Source organism: Calothrix rhizosoleniae SC01, from assembly GCF_900185595.1.
Classification (GTDB): domain Bacteria; phylum Cyanobacteriota; class Cyanobacteriia; order Cyanobacteriales; family Nostocaceae; genus Calothrix_A; species Calothrix_A rhizosoleniae.
Genome location: NZ_FYBH01000175.1, coordinates 1 through 15,562, shown reverse-complemented (window position 1 = coordinate 15,562; position 15,562 = coordinate 1). Strand labels below are relative to the sequence as shown.

Annotated in this window: 14 protein-coding genes; 8 read left to right on the top strand and 6 right to left on the bottom strand. The window is 40.3% G+C overall.

Going from position 1 to position 15,562, the window contains the following annotated elements:
* Positions 1–116 precede the first annotated feature (116 nt).
* The 3 genes from CALSC_RS10745 to CALSC_RS10735 all read right to left on the bottom strand — a co-directional run bounded on the left by CALSC_RS10745 (position 117) and on the right by CALSC_RS10735 (position 3,369).
* Complete coding sequence (locus CALSC_RS10745; RefSeq protein WP_088241345.1) at positions 117–1,592, bottom strand: leucyl aminopeptidase; 1,476 nt, start codon at positions 1,590–1,592, stop codon at positions 117–119.
* Between the two features lie 192 nt (positions 1,593–1,784).
* The gene (locus CALSC_RS10740) at positions 1,785–2,561 is read right to left on the bottom strand and encodes an alpha/beta fold hydrolase (protein ID WP_088241344.1); all 777 of its coding nucleotides are present in this window, start codon (positions 2,559–2,561) and stop codon (positions 1,785–1,787) included.
* 85 nt (positions 2,562–2,646) lie between these two features.
* Entirely contained in the window at positions 2,647–3,369 is a 723-nt protein-coding gene (locus tag CALSC_RS10735; RefSeq protein WP_088241343.1) for a lysophospholipid acyltransferase family protein, read from the bottom strand.
* A gap of 460 nt (positions 3,370–3,829) precedes the next feature.
* On the opposite strand from CALSC_RS10735, the gene metG reads away from it, so the two are divergent.
* The 3 genes from metG (at position 3,830) to lptC (ending at position 7,834) form a co-directional block, all read left to right on the top strand.
* A complete protein-coding gene (gene metG, locus CALSC_RS10730; protein WP_088241342.1) occupies positions 3,830–5,431 on the top strand; it encodes a methionine--tRNA ligase in 1,602 nt (533 codons plus the stop codon).
* A 464-nt stretch (positions 5,432–5,895) separates the two neighbouring features.
* Positions 5,896–6,525 carry a LabA-like NYN domain-containing protein gene (locus CALSC_RS10725; RefSeq protein ID WP_088241341.1) on the top strand — a complete coding sequence of 210 codons (630 nt, stop codon included), beginning with the start codon at positions 5,896–5,898 and terminating at the stop codon, positions 6,523–6,525.
* A gap of 154 nt (positions 6,526–6,679) precedes the next feature.
* The gene (gene lptC / locus CALSC_RS10720; protein WP_088241340.1) at positions 6,680–7,834 is read left to right on the top strand and encodes an LPS export ABC transporter periplasmic protein LptC; all 1,155 of its coding nucleotides are present in this window, start codon (positions 6,680–6,682) and stop codon (positions 7,832–7,834) included.
* A gap of 191 nt (positions 7,835–8,025) precedes the next feature.
* Here the strand turns inward: lptC and CALSC_RS10715 are convergent, their stop codons facing one another.
* Positions 8,026–9,351 (bottom strand): D-alanyl-D-alanine carboxypeptidase, encoded by a 1,326-nt coding sequence (locus CALSC_RS10715; protein ID WP_088241339.1) that lies wholly within the window; start codon positions 9,349–9,351, stop codon positions 8,026–8,028.
* Positions 9,352–10,416: 1,065 nt separating this feature from the next.
* On the opposite strand from CALSC_RS10715, the gene plsX reads away from it, so the two are divergent.
* The 5 genes from plsX to CALSC_RS10685 all read left to right on the top strand — a co-directional run bounded on the left by plsX (position 10,417) and on the right by CALSC_RS10685 (position 14,794).
* Entirely contained in the window at positions 10,417–11,442 is a 1,026-nt protein-coding gene (gene plsX / locus CALSC_RS10705; protein ID WP_088241337.1) for a phosphate acyltransferase PlsX, read from the top strand.
* Positions 11,443–11,534: 92 nt separating this feature from the next.
* A complete protein-coding gene (locus tag CALSC_RS10700; protein ID WP_088241336.1) occupies positions 11,535–12,527 on the top strand; it encodes a beta-ketoacyl-ACP synthase 3 in 993 nt (330 codons plus the stop codon).
* Positions 12,528–12,633: 106 nt separating this feature from the next.
* The gene (gene fabD / locus CALSC_RS10695; RefSeq protein WP_088241335.1) at positions 12,634–13,512 is read left to right on the top strand and encodes an ACP S-malonyltransferase; all 879 of its coding nucleotides are present in this window, start codon (positions 12,634–12,636) and stop codon (positions 13,510–13,512) included.
* Positions 13,513–13,733: 221 nt separating this feature from the next.
* Positions 13,734–14,372 (top strand): lysophospholipid acyltransferase family protein, encoded by a 639-nt coding sequence (locus tag CALSC_RS10690; protein WP_088241334.1) that lies wholly within the window; start codon positions 13,734–13,736, stop codon positions 14,370–14,372.
* A gap of 119 nt (positions 14,373–14,491) precedes the next feature.
* A complete protein-coding gene (locus CALSC_RS10685; protein WP_088241333.1) occupies positions 14,492–14,794 on the top strand; it encodes a DUF2288 domain-containing protein in 303 nt (100 codons plus the stop codon).
* A 46-nt stretch (positions 14,795–14,840) separates the two neighbouring features.
* Here CALSC_RS10685 and CALSC_RS10680 read toward each other — a convergent pair whose 3' ends face one another.
* Both CALSC_RS10680 and CALSC_RS26410 read right to left on the bottom strand, forming a co-directional pair.
* Positions 14,841–15,203: a hypothetical protein gene (locus tag CALSC_RS10680; RefSeq protein ID WP_143288218.1), complete on the bottom strand. Its 363-nt coding sequence runs from the start codon at positions 15,201–15,203 to the stop codon at positions 14,841–14,843.
* An 82-nt stretch (positions 15,204–15,285) separates the two neighbouring features.
* The coding region (locus CALSC_RS26410; protein ID WP_159460599.1) for a hypothetical protein at positions 15,286–15,562 on the bottom strand (277 nt) is incomplete at its 5' end.

Here is a 15,562-nt window from a genome sequence, read left to right as displayed (position 1 = left end):
AGTTGATGGTTAATGGTTAGTTATTTCATCTCCCCACACTTCCCACACTTCCCACACTTCCCACACTTCTTTCACTCCTTCCCTCCTTCCCTCCTTCCCTCTTCCCCTCTTATCCTCTAACTCATCACCCAGTTAACCAGAGTTCGGACAGCAAAACCTGTTGCACCAGTATTGTTAACGCCATTGTCCTTATCTGCCCAAACGGGGCCCGCAACATCAAGATGGGCCCAAGCTGGGGTATCTTTGACAAACTGCTTTAAAAATAAGGCTGCGGTAATAGAACCACCAGGACGGGGTCCAGTATTTTTCATATCGGCGATACCAGACTTTAACCCTTCAAAATATCTTTCTTCCATAGGCATTCGCCAGAACTGTTCCCCTGCTTGCTCACCAGCAGTTTCTAACTGCTTGGCTAAGTCATCATGAGGACTGAACATCCCAGCAATATCATTACCCAAAGCGACTACACAAGCACCAGTCAAGGTGGCTAAATCAACGATCGCATCTACTCCCAATTTATCAGCAAATACTAGGGCATCAGCCAAGGTTAATCGTCCTTCAGCATCGGTATTATTCACTTCGATGGTTTTGCCATTTGATGCTTTTAAAACGTCTCCTGGGTGCATAGCGTGGCCGCTAATCATATTTTCGGTGACGGCGGAGATAAAATGTACTTCCACGTCTGGTTTGAGTTGACCAATTGCCTTGGCTGCACCAAAGGTAGCTGCAGAACCACCCATATCAATTTTCATGGTTTCGATGCCGCTACCTGCACCTTTGATATTCAGTCCACCAGAGTCGAAGGTTAAACCCTTACCAATAATTGCTAGTTTGCGCTTGGGTGTACCTTGGGGTTTGTAGGTTAGGTGAATGAATTTTGGAGGCAAATCAGAGGCTTGAGCAACTCCTAAAAAGGCTCCCATGCCTAATTTTTCACAGTCTGATTTTTCCAGAATTTCTACTTGCAAACCATAATCTGTGGCAATGGTTTGGGCTGTTTCTGCCATGGTAATTGGTGTTACCTCATTGGCTGGTGCTGCTACTAGTTCCCTTGCTAATATCACCCCAGAACATATTTTTTTAGCGCGGGCGATCGCTTTTTCCTGTCCGGTTAAACCAAGTAAATCTACTGTCTCAATAGTGATTTTTTTTTCTTCTGGTTCCGACTTAAAGCGGGTATCCTCGTATAGTGCTAATTCTACACCTTCTGCGATCGCTTGGGCTGTTTCTGCCAGTTGCTGGTTATAAACTGGTAGGCTAATTGCCAAGGTTTTGCATTTTTGGTTTTTCCCCACACGAGCAATACTAGCAGCAGCGCGTCTCAGGCTATCGAGTTTCAAGTCTTCAGATTTTCCTAAGCCGACTAAAATCAGTTTACGAACTTGGCTACCAGGGGGCATCCTTGTATTAATGGTGCTACCAGCTTTGCCTTTAAATTCCTCTTCAGCAATTAATTCCTGAATTGAACCAGCCAATTTTTCATCTAAAGTTGCCAAATCTCCAGTTAGCTCTACTGCATCCTCAAATAGTCCAACTGCTAAACCATCTCCTGTCCATTGCAAAAGTGGGGTATTACTGACTCTAACTTCCATTTTTTTCTTCGTTTTAAAACTTGCTTGTTCCAGTATTGCTTAAAAATTCAGTTTTCTGCTTACTCAGTATTAATTTCAGTTATCAGTGATTGCCTGTGTCAATTTGCTTACCTCTCTATCAAGTACGAGGACAAAAGGCATTCAAAATCTTTCTCCCTTGCCCCCTGCCCCCTGCTCCTCTGCCTCTTATGGTCAATTGGCTTCTAAAAAATTAGATTCTTGCATAATTTTGTAAAGATTAATACCTTTTTCTAGTAAACAAGTATGACCACTACTAGGTAAAACAGAGATTTTGCCCTTAGGTAGGATACGAGCTAAACGTTGAGCTTCCTGGACTGAGGGTAATAATTTATCCTCAGCTCCCGCAATTAACAACACAGGATGAGTGAGGCGATTTAATTTTCTTTCTTCAAGATGAAACTCTCTCAGTAGGGATATGCGCCAGAGGATTGTTTCTGGAGGGATAGAACACATTGTATTTAAAAGTTCTTGGCGATCGCTATATGCAATTCGATCCAAGGCGGCTAAAAATGGTAGTAATGCCTGGGCTCCAATTTCAAAGCAGTAATCTGGCAGCCAATTCATTAGTTGAGATGCCCAATTTAACCAAGGATGTAGGTTAAAACTAGAAGCGGGATTAATCAAAATGATTTTATCGAATAAATGGGGAGCTTGTATCGCCATTCTCTGAGCCAAACAACCACCAAAAGATTCGCCGCATAGGTATACTGAACGAGGAGAATTGTATCCTAATTCACTGTAAATTAATTTTAAAACTTGATGGGTGAGGGTATGCCAATTACTTTTGTCATTTAAAGGTATTGCTAAACGACGAACATCAAAATAATTTTCTAATTCTTGGGTTTGCGATCGCAATAATTCACCAGTACCATCCATCCCTGGTAAGTATATGAATAAAGGGTATTCTGGTTGCAAATATTGGGAAGATAGTAAATAAGGCTTAGACATCTCTATCTAAATTAGGGATTGTAGTTGAATCTGGTGAACTTATAGCGCTAGAGGCAAGTAATAAGTAATAAGTAACTGCAACATTTTAGGAACTTTTTTGTATGAAACTTCTAATTTCATGGTGACAATATTCTGTTAACTCTGCCACTAAATTTTTTGCTTGTTTTCCTTGGTATTTCTCCTGGTGCTCAGGGGTAATCAAATAAGGATTACCGATAAATACAGCTACTTGGCGATAAACGACCAAAGGATGCAAACCGGATTGCTTAAATAAAGGTTCTGAAGGGTCAAATAAACTCAATATTTTTAAAGGTAAACCAGAGGCACTAACTTCTTCTAAAGAAACAATTGCTACTGGTAAAACAACTAAATTTGTAACTTGTGTGCGTAATGCTAAATGGGCAAATCCTCGCTGAAATTTTCCCACTTGATTAGGAGCAGTAAAATTTACCATTGGTGATGTTCCTTCAGGGAAAATACCTACTAATTGTTGGGATTGGAGAAGATTTTGCGATCGCTGAAAAAAACTTTTTTGTCGATTTTTATCAGCTTCTAAAGGAAAGCATCCTAGCTGTTCAATGACAATTTCCCGCAGTAGGGGTACTTGCCCCATGTAGTGATGGCACGCAAACCGAATGGGGGTGGATAATGCTGCCATTAAAATAGGGGCATCCATAAAGCTGCGATGATTGCTGACTACGACTATGCTACCGTGGCGAGGAATACGCTCCTGATGATAGCAACGTAGTTGGGTTGATAAAATTTCTAAAAAATAGTGAGATAATTCTAAAGGTCTATTTATACCCATAACCGGTTAATACTACTCTTAAATGATTATTTATCGTTTGTTAATGATGCATGAAATTGGTACAACAGGAAACAGGAAAAAAGATTATTTAATGCCTAATTTTCAAGAAAAATTATCCCTTCACCAAAATACTAAAATCAATATTAAATCAAATATATATAATAATTCCTAGGACAAACTTTCAACAAATGAAAAAATGTAGTATAAACTGCCAAACATATATACAGGCACAAATAAAATATATAGAGAATATTTTAGCGAATATTTAAAGTAGGGATTGCATTACTAAATCATGCCATTCATTAGCTGCTGTTAGCTGATTTTTGTGATCACAAATACATAATTATTTCCTCAAACAAGTAATTTTTATTGAAAAAGTGGCAACTATGTTATATAATCTTTTAGTTTTACCTAAAAATACTCAATCAAGCTATAAATTGTTTTAGCAAGCCGTTTCTGCATGAATCTAGTGGATAAAAAAGAAAATAAATTTGCGCTGACAACACCCCTATATTATGTGAATGACTTGCCCCATATTGGTAGTGCTTACACTACTATGGCGGCAGACGTTGTGGCAAGATTTCAAAGACTTGTGGGCAATTCTGTTCTCTTGATTACGGGGACAGACGAACATGGGCAAAAAATTCAGCGTTCAGCCGAGGACAAAGGTGAGTCACCCCAAGATTTTTGCGATCGCATGTCTGCCGGTTTTGGATCATTATGGGAATTGTTGGATATCAAACATGATCGCTTTATTCGTACCACAAATGTTCGTCATCAAGGGATTGTCAAAGAATTTTTCCAGCGAGTCTGGGATCAAGGAGATATTTATCTAGGACAGCAAAAAGGTTGGTACTGTGTATCTTGTGAAGAATTTAAAGAAGAAAGAGAACTCCTAGAAGACCATTTTTGTCCCTTACACCCCAACAAGCAAGCAGAATGGCGCGATGAGGAAAATTACTTTTTCCGCCTATCCAAGTATCAAAGTCAATTAGAAGAATTATATAAATCCCAGCCAGATTTTATTCAACCCCCTAGTCGTCGCAACGAAGTTTTAAAATTTGTTGAACAAGGGTTACAAGACTTTTCTATTTCTCGGGTAAATGTGGACTGGGGTTTTCCAGTACCAGGTAATTCTAAACACACCCTCTACGTTTGGTTTGATGCTTTGCTAGGTTATGTGACCGCATTATTACCAGAGGATGCAGAAGCAACCCTAGACAATGCTCTAGCTGAATGGTGGCCCATCAGCTTACATTTAATTGGTAAAGATATTCTACGCTTTCATGCCGTCTACTGGCCAGCCATGTTAATGTCAGCAAATTTACCCCTACCAGGACGGGTATTTGGACATGGCTTTTTAACCAAAGATGGGCAAAAAATGGGGAAAAGCCTGGGTAATACCCTTGACCCTTTTGCCCTCAGAGAGAAATATGATGCTGATGCCATTCGTTATTACTTTCTTAAGGAAATCGAATTTGGCAAAGATGGCGATTTTAATGAAATTAGATTCATTAATGTTCTAAATGCAGATTTAGCAAATGATTTAGGTAATTTGCTAAATCGCACCTTGAATATGGTGAAGAAATATTGTGGTGGTCAAATACCCCAAGTTGTCAGTCACGATATCTCTACTGAAAGTCCTTTGAAAGTTATTGGTTTAGAACTCACAGAAAAAGTAAAACTTGCTTACGAAGCTCTAGCTTTCAGCCAAGCCTGTGAAGCTATCCTATTTCTGGTAAGAGCCAGTAATAAGTTTATTGATGAGCAAGCTCCTTGGTCATTGTATAAACAAGGACAGCAGGGAACAGTAGAAAAAGTCCTGTATGTAGTTCTAGAATCAGTCAGGTTAGCAGCTTATTTACTGTCTCCTATTATCCCGAATATCAGTAGTGATATTTACCAACAGTTAGGTTTTGATATTAACTTTAACGAGTCATTATCAAGCTCAATTGAGGCTCCTTTGTGTGTTCATGGTACATGGGGTTTACTGAGTAGTGAGCAAAAACTAGGTATAGCGAGACCAATTTTTAAACGGATAGAACCACCGGAGTCTAATTAAATTCAATAAATTCAGGCTTGATCTGTTTCTATCTGAAAACATGATGTGGGGTATAGGCAAAATATAAGTATAGGAGAAATAAACCATTTCCATACTTGATGGTGAAATTTTATCTGAGGGAATACCCAGCTTGACTATTTTAGTAGGCGCTCGAAGAAACCAACCATCAATTAAAAAGTTTCGATTTCCCACTTTTACGTCTATATAATTCCTATGATTTAATATTGCCTTCTTCTATCAAGAAAGCACATAGGGAGTCAATTAATTATTTGCAACAGATACAAAGCTTACAAAATTCAGAATTGTGATTTTTATTTACGCAGCTTTTCCCCAGGGAACATGGGTATTTTTGCATTCTGCATGGTGTTTCTACCTCTCAAAATATCATAAATACTGCTGACATCTCAATACCTAAACGGACTAATTATCACATTACACATTGATAAAAACGAGGTATGACGACAATGTTAAATAGTTTAGAAAATGAATCTATATTTACCCCAGAGCAAGTATTAGAAAACCGAGGTAGGGTAGCCATATTTATTGATGGTTCTAACTTGTTTTATGCGGCTCTACAACTAGGGATTGAAATTGATTACACCAAATTATTGTGTAGATTAACAGGTGGTTCTAGACTTTTGAGAGCTTTTTTCTATACAGGTGTAGATCGGACTAACGAGAAGCAACAAGGTTTTTTACTTTGGATGCGACGTAATGGCTATCGGGTAATTGCCAAGGATTTGGTACAGTTACCAGATGGTTCAAAAAAGGCAAATTTAGATGTGGAAATTGCTGTAGATATGATGGCATTAGTTGATTCATATGATACAGCAGTGTTAGTGAGTGGTGATGGAGACTTAGCATACGCCGTAAATTCCGTGAGTTATCGGGGTGTACGGGTAGAGGTGGTAAGTTTACGCTCCATGACCAGTGATAGTTTAATTAACGTTAGCGATCGCTACATTGACTTAGAAGCGGTTAAAGAAGACATTCAAAAAACACACCGTCAAGGTTATCCCTATCGACCATTGTCAGAGATGGATTTTTTGGATACTCCGATTGACCCTACTTCCCATATGGAAATCCCAGAATAGGGAAATAATACCATTTGGGATTTTGGATTGTGAAAGAGTTACATCAGCTTTTCCTTCTTTCTATCTGTCGCCATCATTCTTCTCTCTTGGTATCAGGAACATAAATAAATACAGAGAACACTAATATAGGGGATACATATACTTCAGAGGTCGAATGTTGCAATTGCTGATCAGCCAACCTAGTCCCCCAAAGTTCTTAGTTGTTATCACCCTGTGCTTGATAGCCGGGTTATGTAGTTGTAGTAGTCAAACAATTTCCCCAGAACCGCAGCCAACTACAGAGAAAAAAGGATCTGATAACAATTTCATTTTTTTTAATCTCACCCTAGAACAAGCAGATGAGGTGGGACGACCAATTTGGAGTGTAAAATCAAAACGGGCGGTTTACACCAAAGACAAACAAATTGGCAAGGCAGAAAATCCCTACGGCGAATTATATCAAGATGGGAAAGTAGTTTATCAAATCCGAGCGGAAACAGCCGATATTAGACAAGATGGGAAGCAGTTGTTTCTCAAAGGTAAAATAGTCGCCACCGACCCCAAAAATGGGGTTGTTCTCCGGGGTAATGAATTGGAGTGGCGACCCAAAGAGGATTTATTAATTGTGCGTAACCAAATCAATGGTACTCACAAACAGTTGCAAGCAGTCGCCTCCGAAGCCAAGGTAAAAACCCGCCAACAACGAATTGATTTTTCTGGAGGGGTAGTAGCCACATCAGTTGACCCTGACCTAAAAATCAAAACTCAGCATTTAATTTGGCAAATCAAACAAGACAAATTGATTGCTGATCGCTCCGTGCAAATAGATCGCTACAAAAACAAGCAGATTACCGACCGTGGTAGGGGAGGTGCGGCGGTAGTCTACTTAAAAGCAAAAATTGCTCAAATCACCAAGAATGCCGAGATCAACCTGCTAGAACCGCCCATGCAGATAGCTAGTAAAGCTATGACGTGGAATATGAATAGTGAAATTGTGACTAGTAACACTCCTGTACGGGTATTCCATCAAACAGAAAATGTCACAGTTACAGGCGATCGCGGAGAGTTAAAGATTGCCGAAAAAATTGTTTATTTGACAGGTAATGTTCACGGAGTGGGGCAAAATCGTCAGTCCATCAAATCCCAAAAATTAACCTGGTTTCTCAACAAAAAAAATATTGAAGCTCGTGGGAATGTGGTTTACAAACAAGTCAAGCCTCCATTAACTTTTAACGGAGACAAAGCAGTAGGCAACCTACAAACAGAAAATATAGTGGTTAGTGGTGGTAAGACTGGTAAAAGGGTAGTGACAGAGATAGTTCCCCAGTAAAAGGAGGGAAAGAGGGAAGGAGTGAAAGAGGGAAAGAGGGAAGGAGCAGGGAGCAGGGGGACAAGGAGAAGAAATTTTGATAGTTAACCATCAACCCTCAACTACCAACTACCAACTACCAACTAACAACTAACAACCATCACTCCATCACTCCATCACTCCCTCACTCCCCACATCTCCCACACTCCCAACTATCCGCCTTGAACAACTTCATTGCGATTGACGGCTCCAAGGTTCGGTAAAGCTTTAGTGTCAGCATGGGGAGTAATTGCAGCAGGGGTGGTTGGTGCTACTTGTAGCTGCTTTACTAGTTGATCTAACAATTTGTCTTGCTGAGAGCGAAAAGCAGAAATTCGATGACCACGATTAACGATCGCAAACCAAACCAAACCGCGAGCGCGGGTGGGTAATACTCCAGCTAAAGCACTGACTGTATTGAGAGTACCTGTTTTAATCACCGTAGCCTTAGGGAGATTACGACCATACATAATTGTTCCCCGACGGTCAAAACCAGAGGTAGGAAATAGATCGGCTACGTTTAGGTTATGGGCTAGTGCTTCCTTTTGAATTGCCATCAACATCGCACAAGCTGCTCTAGGGGAAATGCGATTTTCCACACCTAATCCGGAACCATTAATTAACTGAATTTCTGACTTTGGCACCCTAGCAAGTTGAGCAGCCTTAGTTTGTAATATCTCAGTTCCACCCACAGCCTCTGCTAGCATTTCTGCCATATCATTATTACTGAAAACATTCATCTCCTTAATCAACCGTTTCATCGGTAAGGAGCGATGGCGTAACAGCAGACTAGTTTTCTCGGCGACTTCGGGCTGAGTGATAACTTGTCCAGTAATTTCCACCTGAGGCTTAGGAGTACCCTTAGCCATACGGGAGTATTGCAAAGTAATATTGCGGTTCCAACGGGAGGGATTGAGAGCTTGTTGGAATAATTGACCAGCCAAAGTTGAATTACGTTGGAAATTCATCGCAAAATTGCCAACAACCACTAAATTACCCTTTACCTGCTTAATTCCCATTTTATTGAGGCTATTACCAATAGCGATCGCCTCTTCCCACACAAGTAAAGGATCACCTCCTCCCTGAATAATCAAATCGCCAAATAAAACTCCATTTTTGATAGTTCCGGTAGTACCAATTAAAGTTTCAAATTGATAATCCGGTCCAAAAGTTTTAAAAGCTACTAGGGAGGTAGCAATCTTAGTTAAAGAAGCAGCTGGTACAGGATTTTTACCTTGATGATTTGCCATCAGCATGGGACCAGACTGCATCCAAATTCCTTGGCTCTGGGTCAACTTTGTATCAATTAATTTGGTTTTGACTAAATTTTGGAGATATTTTTGGACAGTATTTTTACTCACTGGATTAGGGTCGGGAAGCACAACGACCCCTGGAGTACTTTGCCAAGTCAATGCTTCTAAGGCTTCTAGAGGCTTGACTTGTACTCCTGCCATATTTAGCCAGACCGTCACTAAACCCGAACCGAATAATTCCAGCATATTTTTTTAATCCCTCTGTACAAAAGTTGTATTTGTGTAAGTTATGTTGATGTATAAATTATTGATGTTATCAGGGATAGAGCTATCATACCTGCCGCTTTGCCTCTTTATGGGAACACCAAAAATTGAAGAAGGCAGGGAGCAGGGAGCAGGGAGCAGGGAGCAGGGAGCAGGGAGCAGGGAGCAGGGAGCAGGGAGTGTGGGAAGATGAGGAAATTTAATTCTTTATTCCTTATTACTTCATCATTCCATCATTCCTTCATTCCTTCACTCCTAACTCCTAACTCCTAACTTTCAAGCTAGTCCCTAGAAGCCCATGCCATAAGCAAAAATAGGATACTTCAAAGTTGGAAATTAGTATAATAAATAAAGGGGCAAGTTGCCATTTTTTATAAATCTAGCTTCAGTTGAGGATGAAGTATGCCATAGGGAAGCAGAAAAAAGATATTTGTTTCCAGAACAGCTAATCATAAATTGAGGTTTTTGGCATGAAAATCCCTCCCCTGATTGACGCAAAAAATCTCAAATAGTTAAGCTGAAATCCAAAATTAGTTGACCCAAATTACACAAGAAATAAATGAAGAGACTGAATTCGTGTTACTTTGGGCTTGCTAGAGTTTTGTCATAGTTTAATTTCATCAACAAGTTAGCATTTAACGTAACGCCGAAGTCCTCACCCTCAAATCTTAGTAAGGTGGGGATAGGGAGTAAGGGATTAAGGATTACATCTGGAATTAATTTTTTACTTGGTAAAAACAAATTCTAGATGCATGAGGAATCCCTAAGATTTCCAGGTATGATAGTTACTGTCTTGATCATCAATGCCACAAGCAAAAACCAAGCTAATAGGTATATGTTTCAAGAAAAAAATTTGGGTCTTGGGAACCAGGACTCCTGCCCTTGGAGGGAATGTAAGACCAAAAAAACTACCAAGTTTTTGAGGCTATTCCCAATGAATTGGGAAGCTAAGACTTTAGCCTTTGGCAAGTCTAAGTAGTTCACCAAAGCTAAGATGAATACTTAAGGCATCTGGTAAAATTTGTAGGGTTCTTTGAGCTAGGAGCAATGAGATCGACTTGCGTACGAATCGCAATTGACGCAATGGGAGGGGATCGCGCACCCGCCGAAATCGTTGCTGGCGCACTGCGAGCAAAGGAAGAATTGGGTGTGGAAGTCTTATTGGTAGGAGATCCCCAAAAAATTGAAGCTAGCCTACCACCAAATGTTAGCTTAAGCCAGGTGGAAATTGTGCCTGCGGAAGACACGATTTCCATGGATGAAGAAGCCCTGAGCGGCATCAGACGCAAACCAAAGGCTTCCATCAATGTGGCAATGAATTTAGTTAAGCAGGGTAAGGCAGAAGCTGTTTTTTCTGCTGGTCACTCTGGCGCAGCGATGGCAGCTGCCTTACTGCGTTTAGGAAGGTTGCCAGGAATAGATCGTCCGGCAATTGGTGCGGTGTTCCCAACTATGATCGCCAGCAAGCAAGTACTAGTACTAGATGTTGGTGCAAATGTAGACTGTAGACCAAAATTTTTAGAGCAGTTTGCTATTTTAGGCTCAGCTTACAGCCAATATGTCTTGGGTGTTCCAGAACCAAAAGTCGGTTTATTAAACATTGGGGAGGAAGAATCTAAAGGTAATGATGCTGCTGTGCGTACCTATCAAATGCTCCAATCAAATGCCCAAATAGCTTTTATTGGTAATGCTGAAGGACGGGATGTGCTTTCTGGTGACTTTGATGTCATTGTTTGTGACGGGTTTGTGGGTAATGTCTTGTTAAAATTTGCCGAAGCAGTGGGCAATATAGTACTGCAAATCATCAAAGAAGAGTTGCCCCAAGGATTACGAGGTCAAGTCGGCACGGCAATCTTAAAACCCAACCTGAAAAAAATCAAACAACGGATTGACCACGCAGAACATGGTGGTGCTTTGCTTTTAGGTGTGGACGGAATTTGTATCATCGGTCATGGTAGTTCTCAGGCTCCTTCGGTTTTTAATGCCATTCGCCTGGCAAAGGAAGCTGTTGATAACCAAGTGCTACAACGAATTCAGTCCCAATATCAAAGCTTGCAACATGAGAGTGGCTAGCAGTAATTCTATGTCAGTGGTCAGTCTAGAGAACATCTACTGACTACTGGCACATTTGTTATAACTGATAGCCAATAACCGGGGAGACTAGAGTGCAGAATTTAGGAATAGCAATTACAGGAAGCGGCTCGGCAGTACCAGAAACTTTCCTGAATAATCAAGGAATGACGGAACTGGTTGATACATCTGATGAATGGATTACCACGAGAACGGGTATTCGTCAACGATATTTAGCTAGTTGCCATGAGTCATTGACCCAAATTGCCTCAGCAGCAGCGAAACAAGCGATGGCAATGGCAGGGATTACAGCCCAAGAAATAGATTTGATTCTCTTGGCAACCTCTACCCCTGATGATCTGTTTGGCAGTGCTTGTCAAATTCAAGGAGAATTGGGAGCGACTAGAGCCGTAGCTTTTGATTTGACCGCAGCTTGCTCCGGTTTTGTATTTGGCATGGTCACGGCTGCTCAATACATTAGAACGGGGGTTTTTCAAAATGTATTGCTGATAGGGGCGGATATTCTCTCCCGTTGGGTAGATTGGCAAGATAGACGTACTTGTGTATTGTTCGGCGATGGTGCGGGAGCAGTAGTCTTACAGGCAAATCAGAGCGATCGCTTGTTAGGATTTGAACTGAAAAGTGATGGTACGCAAAATAGTAATCTCAACCTCACTTATGTACCCCAATGTCAACAATTGACGGCAGATTTAGCTGTGAGTACAGGTAACTTCCAGTTTATATCTATGAATGGGAAGGAAGTATATAAATTTGCTGTGCAAAAAGTTCCAGAAATAATTGACAAGGCTTTATTTCGTGCTCAATTAACTGTGGAAGATATTGATTGGCTACTGTTGCATCAAGCAAACCAAAGAATTTTAGATGCTGTTGCCCAAAGATTGAAGATTCCTGAACAGAAGGTAATTAGTAATCTCGCTTCCTATGGAAATACTTCCGCCGCTTCTATCCCCTTAGCATTAGATGAAGCTGTACGAGAAGGAAAAATTCAGAACAACCATATTATCGCTGCATCTGGTTTTGGTGCTGGCTTGACTTGGGGCTCTGTGATTTTTCAGTGGGGAAAGTGAAAGAGTGAAAAAGTGAAAGAGTGGGGGACATAATAAGTAATTAAGATAAGTTTCTCCAATACCATCAACCGTCAACTATCAATTATCAACTGTCAACTGATAAAGAATGACTAAGACAGCATGGGTGTTTCCCGGACAAGGTTCCCAAACCCAGGGAATGTTAAATGATTTACTTGATCAACCATTAGCAAAGGAAAAGTTTGCTCAAGCAGAGGAAATTTTAGGTTGGTCTGTCATTGACATCTGCCAAAACGATCCTGATAAACTATCACAAACTCTCTATACACAGCCTTGTCTGTACGTAGTGGAAACAATTCTTGCTGACTTGCTAAAAGACAAACAAAAGCCAAATTTAGTTGCTGGTCATAGTTTGGGAGAATATATAGCCCTTTATGTGGCTGATGTGTTTGAATGGTCACCGGGGTTGCGTTTAGTTAAGCGTCGTGCTGAACTTATGGATAGTGCTGCTGGGGGAATGATGGCAGCTTTAATCAACTTTGACCGAGAACAATTAGAAACTGCGATCGCTAATAATTCAGAGGTTGTTCTCGCCAATGACAACAGTCCCACACAAGTGGTAATTTCTGGCACTCCCACAGCAGTAAAAGCAGTTATTTCCCAAGTGAAAACTAAACGAGCTCTTCCCTTAAAAGTCTCTGGTGCCTTTCATTCCCACTTAATGAAGCCAGCTGCTAACGAATTCCAAGAACTTTTGACACCAATAGAATTTCATAGAGCGAATGTGCCTGTTTTATCAAACATTGCACCAACTCCAGCAGTAGAGGCAGATGTTTTAAAACAACGTCTCATAGAACAAATGACAGGTGGAGTCCGGTGGCGAGAAATAGCTCTGGCATTGCCAGAAAATGGCATAGAAAGGGTTGTAGAAATTGGGCCAGGAAACGTATTAACTGGCTTAATTAAACGTACTTGCTCCGGCTTAACCCTAAAAAATATTCGTAGTATGGCTGACTTTGACGGTTGATAGTTGTTGGTTGATAGTTGTTGGTTGTTAGTTATTGGTTGTTAGTTGTTAGTTGTTGGTTGTTAGTTGTTGGTTGTTAATTATCTTAAAAACTCCTAACTCTGATTGCTAATTCAATGGATGACACTGATGAGGTGGATATTTGATAACACAACTGTCAACTGTCAATTGTCAACTATCAACTATCAACTCTTAACTCTTAACTCCCCCTTTACCCAAATATGTCTCGAAGCCGCGAACCATTCGCCAGTCTCCTTCTTTACCACGCCTTTAAATGGTCAATAGTTAGTCCCTTTTTACATACCTTGTTGCGGGGCAAAATTTATGGTGCAGAAAATGTGCCTCGAACTGGATCTCTCGTAGTTGTCAGTAATCATGCCAGTAACTTCGACCCGCCCATTGTATCTAATTGCGTGCGTCGTCCTGTAGCTTACATGGCAAAGGAAGAATTGTTTAAAATTCCTGTGTTAAAGCAAGCAATTGAATTGTATGGAGCCTATCCCGTGAGTCGAGGCTCTGGCGATCGCAAGGCGATTAAAGCGGCTTTAAAATGTCTTGAAGATGGTTGGGCTGTGGGTGTATTTTTACAGGGTACTCGCACCCCAGATGGACGAATTACAGATCCCAAACGAGGAGCCGCATTAATTGCAGCTAAGGCACAAGCACCCATATTACCTGTATGTTTATGGGGCACCCAAGCGATTGAATCAGGGGATGGGGCTTTACCCCGTTCTACACCAGTAACAATACGGATTGGGAATGTAATTGATTTTCCTCAGTCTACTAGTAAGGAAGAATTAGAGTTAGTGACACAAAAATGTGCAGCAGCGATTAATTCCTTACATGATTTGGGAAGATAGGGGAGTAAGCAGGGGAGCAGGGAGCAGGGAGCAGGGAGCAGGGAGCAGGGGAAAACTCCATATAATATGAAAAATTTTAATCCAAAATCCAAAATCCAAAATTCAAAATCAAAAATCCAATGGCTAATCAAGATTTGAGAGCGCAGTTGCAAGAAAACCTAGATGAAGCAGAATGGGATTGGTTAATTCCCCATGCTAAAAGGGATGCAATTATTATAGTGACGGCAGGATTGGATTTATTGGAAGTGGGAGTAGCACTAGCCAGTGATAATACTGCAAAAGTTGAAGTGTGGATTAGCGAGGCTTTGATTACTAAACCTTCCTCAGAACAGATGAGTGAATGGAATAGCGATCGCACCAGGAGATTTGATACCCTAATTGTGCAGCCCTATGTGTTAGTGCAAGAGAAGGTAGGGGCTTAAATAATCTAAAATTTGAAATCAGACTGGACTATCAAAAAGCAAAAGATCAGCGTGTGTCAATCTTAGCGTTTAACTCCAAATTAACTTTAGATAAATCAGTATCTTCAGCATCAAATGATCTGATGGTAGCTTTGATTTTTGCACCTTGCCTTAGAGCTTTTTGCTCTACTTCTTTAAGTGAAAAGACAAAAACTTGTTTATCTGGATTATTTGCATTACCAAAAAAAGAAAAATTACCCAAATTGTATTTTTGGTCAAATTTTTCAATAAATAACTCTACATACAAACTTTTATTTTGAGGATTAGATAAATTTTGTGTTTCAACAAATAGTATAAGTTTCTTTGATGAGATCTTAGGTATTTCTACGGGTAGGGTTACTATTGTATTACCAGCAATCTTTGTAAACATAATACTCTGTGCTGTTTCCCCTGCAAAGCAAATGTAGGGTAGAAAAACAAGCATCAATATGAGTATACATACCCATCCCGAATTAAATGTAAATAATCTCAACTTCATGAGTCTTAATTTCGACTGATTGAACATGACTACCAACGATGGGTATAGGAATTAACTGAACATTAAACTGCGATCTCATTTCTGCTTCTTCTTCGCGTAAACGAGCTATAGTTTTAGTCAGATCAAAAATGAAATCAAATTTCATATTATGTGACATTTCATGTCCTCCTTCATCAGGATGATGATGTCCAATATTGTGCTCTTCTTCACCATGAACTCCAAAAAATCCAAAATTTCCTACGTAATGACTG

What these genes read in the sequence shown, in the direction of transcription:
- CALSC_RS10745 (WP_088241345.1), bottom strand. Translation starts at nt 1,592, where the DNA reads ATGGAAGTTAGAGTCAGTAATACCCCACTTTTGCAATGGACAGGAGAT.
- CALSC_RS10740 (WP_088241344.1), bottom strand. Translation starts at nt 2,561, where the DNA reads ATGTCTAAGCCTTATTTACTATCTTCCCAATATTTGCAACCAGAATAC.
- CALSC_RS10735 (WP_088241343.1), bottom strand. Translation starts at nt 3,369, where the DNA reads ATGGGTATAAATAGACCTTTAGAATTATCTCACTATTTTTTAGAAATT.
- metG (WP_088241342.1), top strand. Translation starts at nt 3,830, where the DNA reads ATGAATCTAGTGGATAAAAAAGAAAATAAATTTGCGCTGACAACACCC.
- CALSC_RS10725 (WP_088241341.1), top strand. Translation starts at nt 5,896, where the DNA reads ATGTTAAATAGTTTAGAAAATGAATCTATATTTACCCCAGAGCAAGTA.
- lptC (WP_088241340.1), top strand. Translation starts at nt 6,680, where the DNA reads ATGTTGCAATTGCTGATCAGCCAACCTAGTCCCCCAAAGTTCTTAGTT.
- CALSC_RS10715 (WP_088241339.1), bottom strand. Translation starts at nt 9,351, where the DNA reads ATGCTGGAATTATTCGGTTCGGGTTTAGTGACGGTCTGGCTAAATATG.
- plsX (WP_088241337.1), top strand. Translation starts at nt 10,417, where the DNA reads ATGAGATCGACTTGCGTACGAATCGCAATTGACGCAATGGGAGGGGAT.
- fabD (WP_088241335.1), top strand. Translation starts at nt 12,634, where the DNA reads ATGACTAAGACAGCATGGGTGTTTCCCGGACAAGGTTCCCAAACCCAG.
- CALSC_RS10690 (WP_088241334.1), top strand. Translation starts at nt 13,734, where the DNA reads ATGTCTCGAAGCCGCGAACCATTCGCCAGTCTCCTTCTTTACCACGCC.
- CALSC_RS10685 (WP_088241333.1), top strand. Translation starts at nt 14,492, where the DNA reads ATGGCTAATCAAGATTTGAGAGCGCAGTTGCAAGAAAACCTAGATGAA.
- CALSC_RS10680 (WP_143288218.1), bottom strand. Translation starts at nt 15,203, where the DNA reads ATGTTTACAAAGATTGCTGGTAATACAATAGTAACCCTACCCGTAGAA.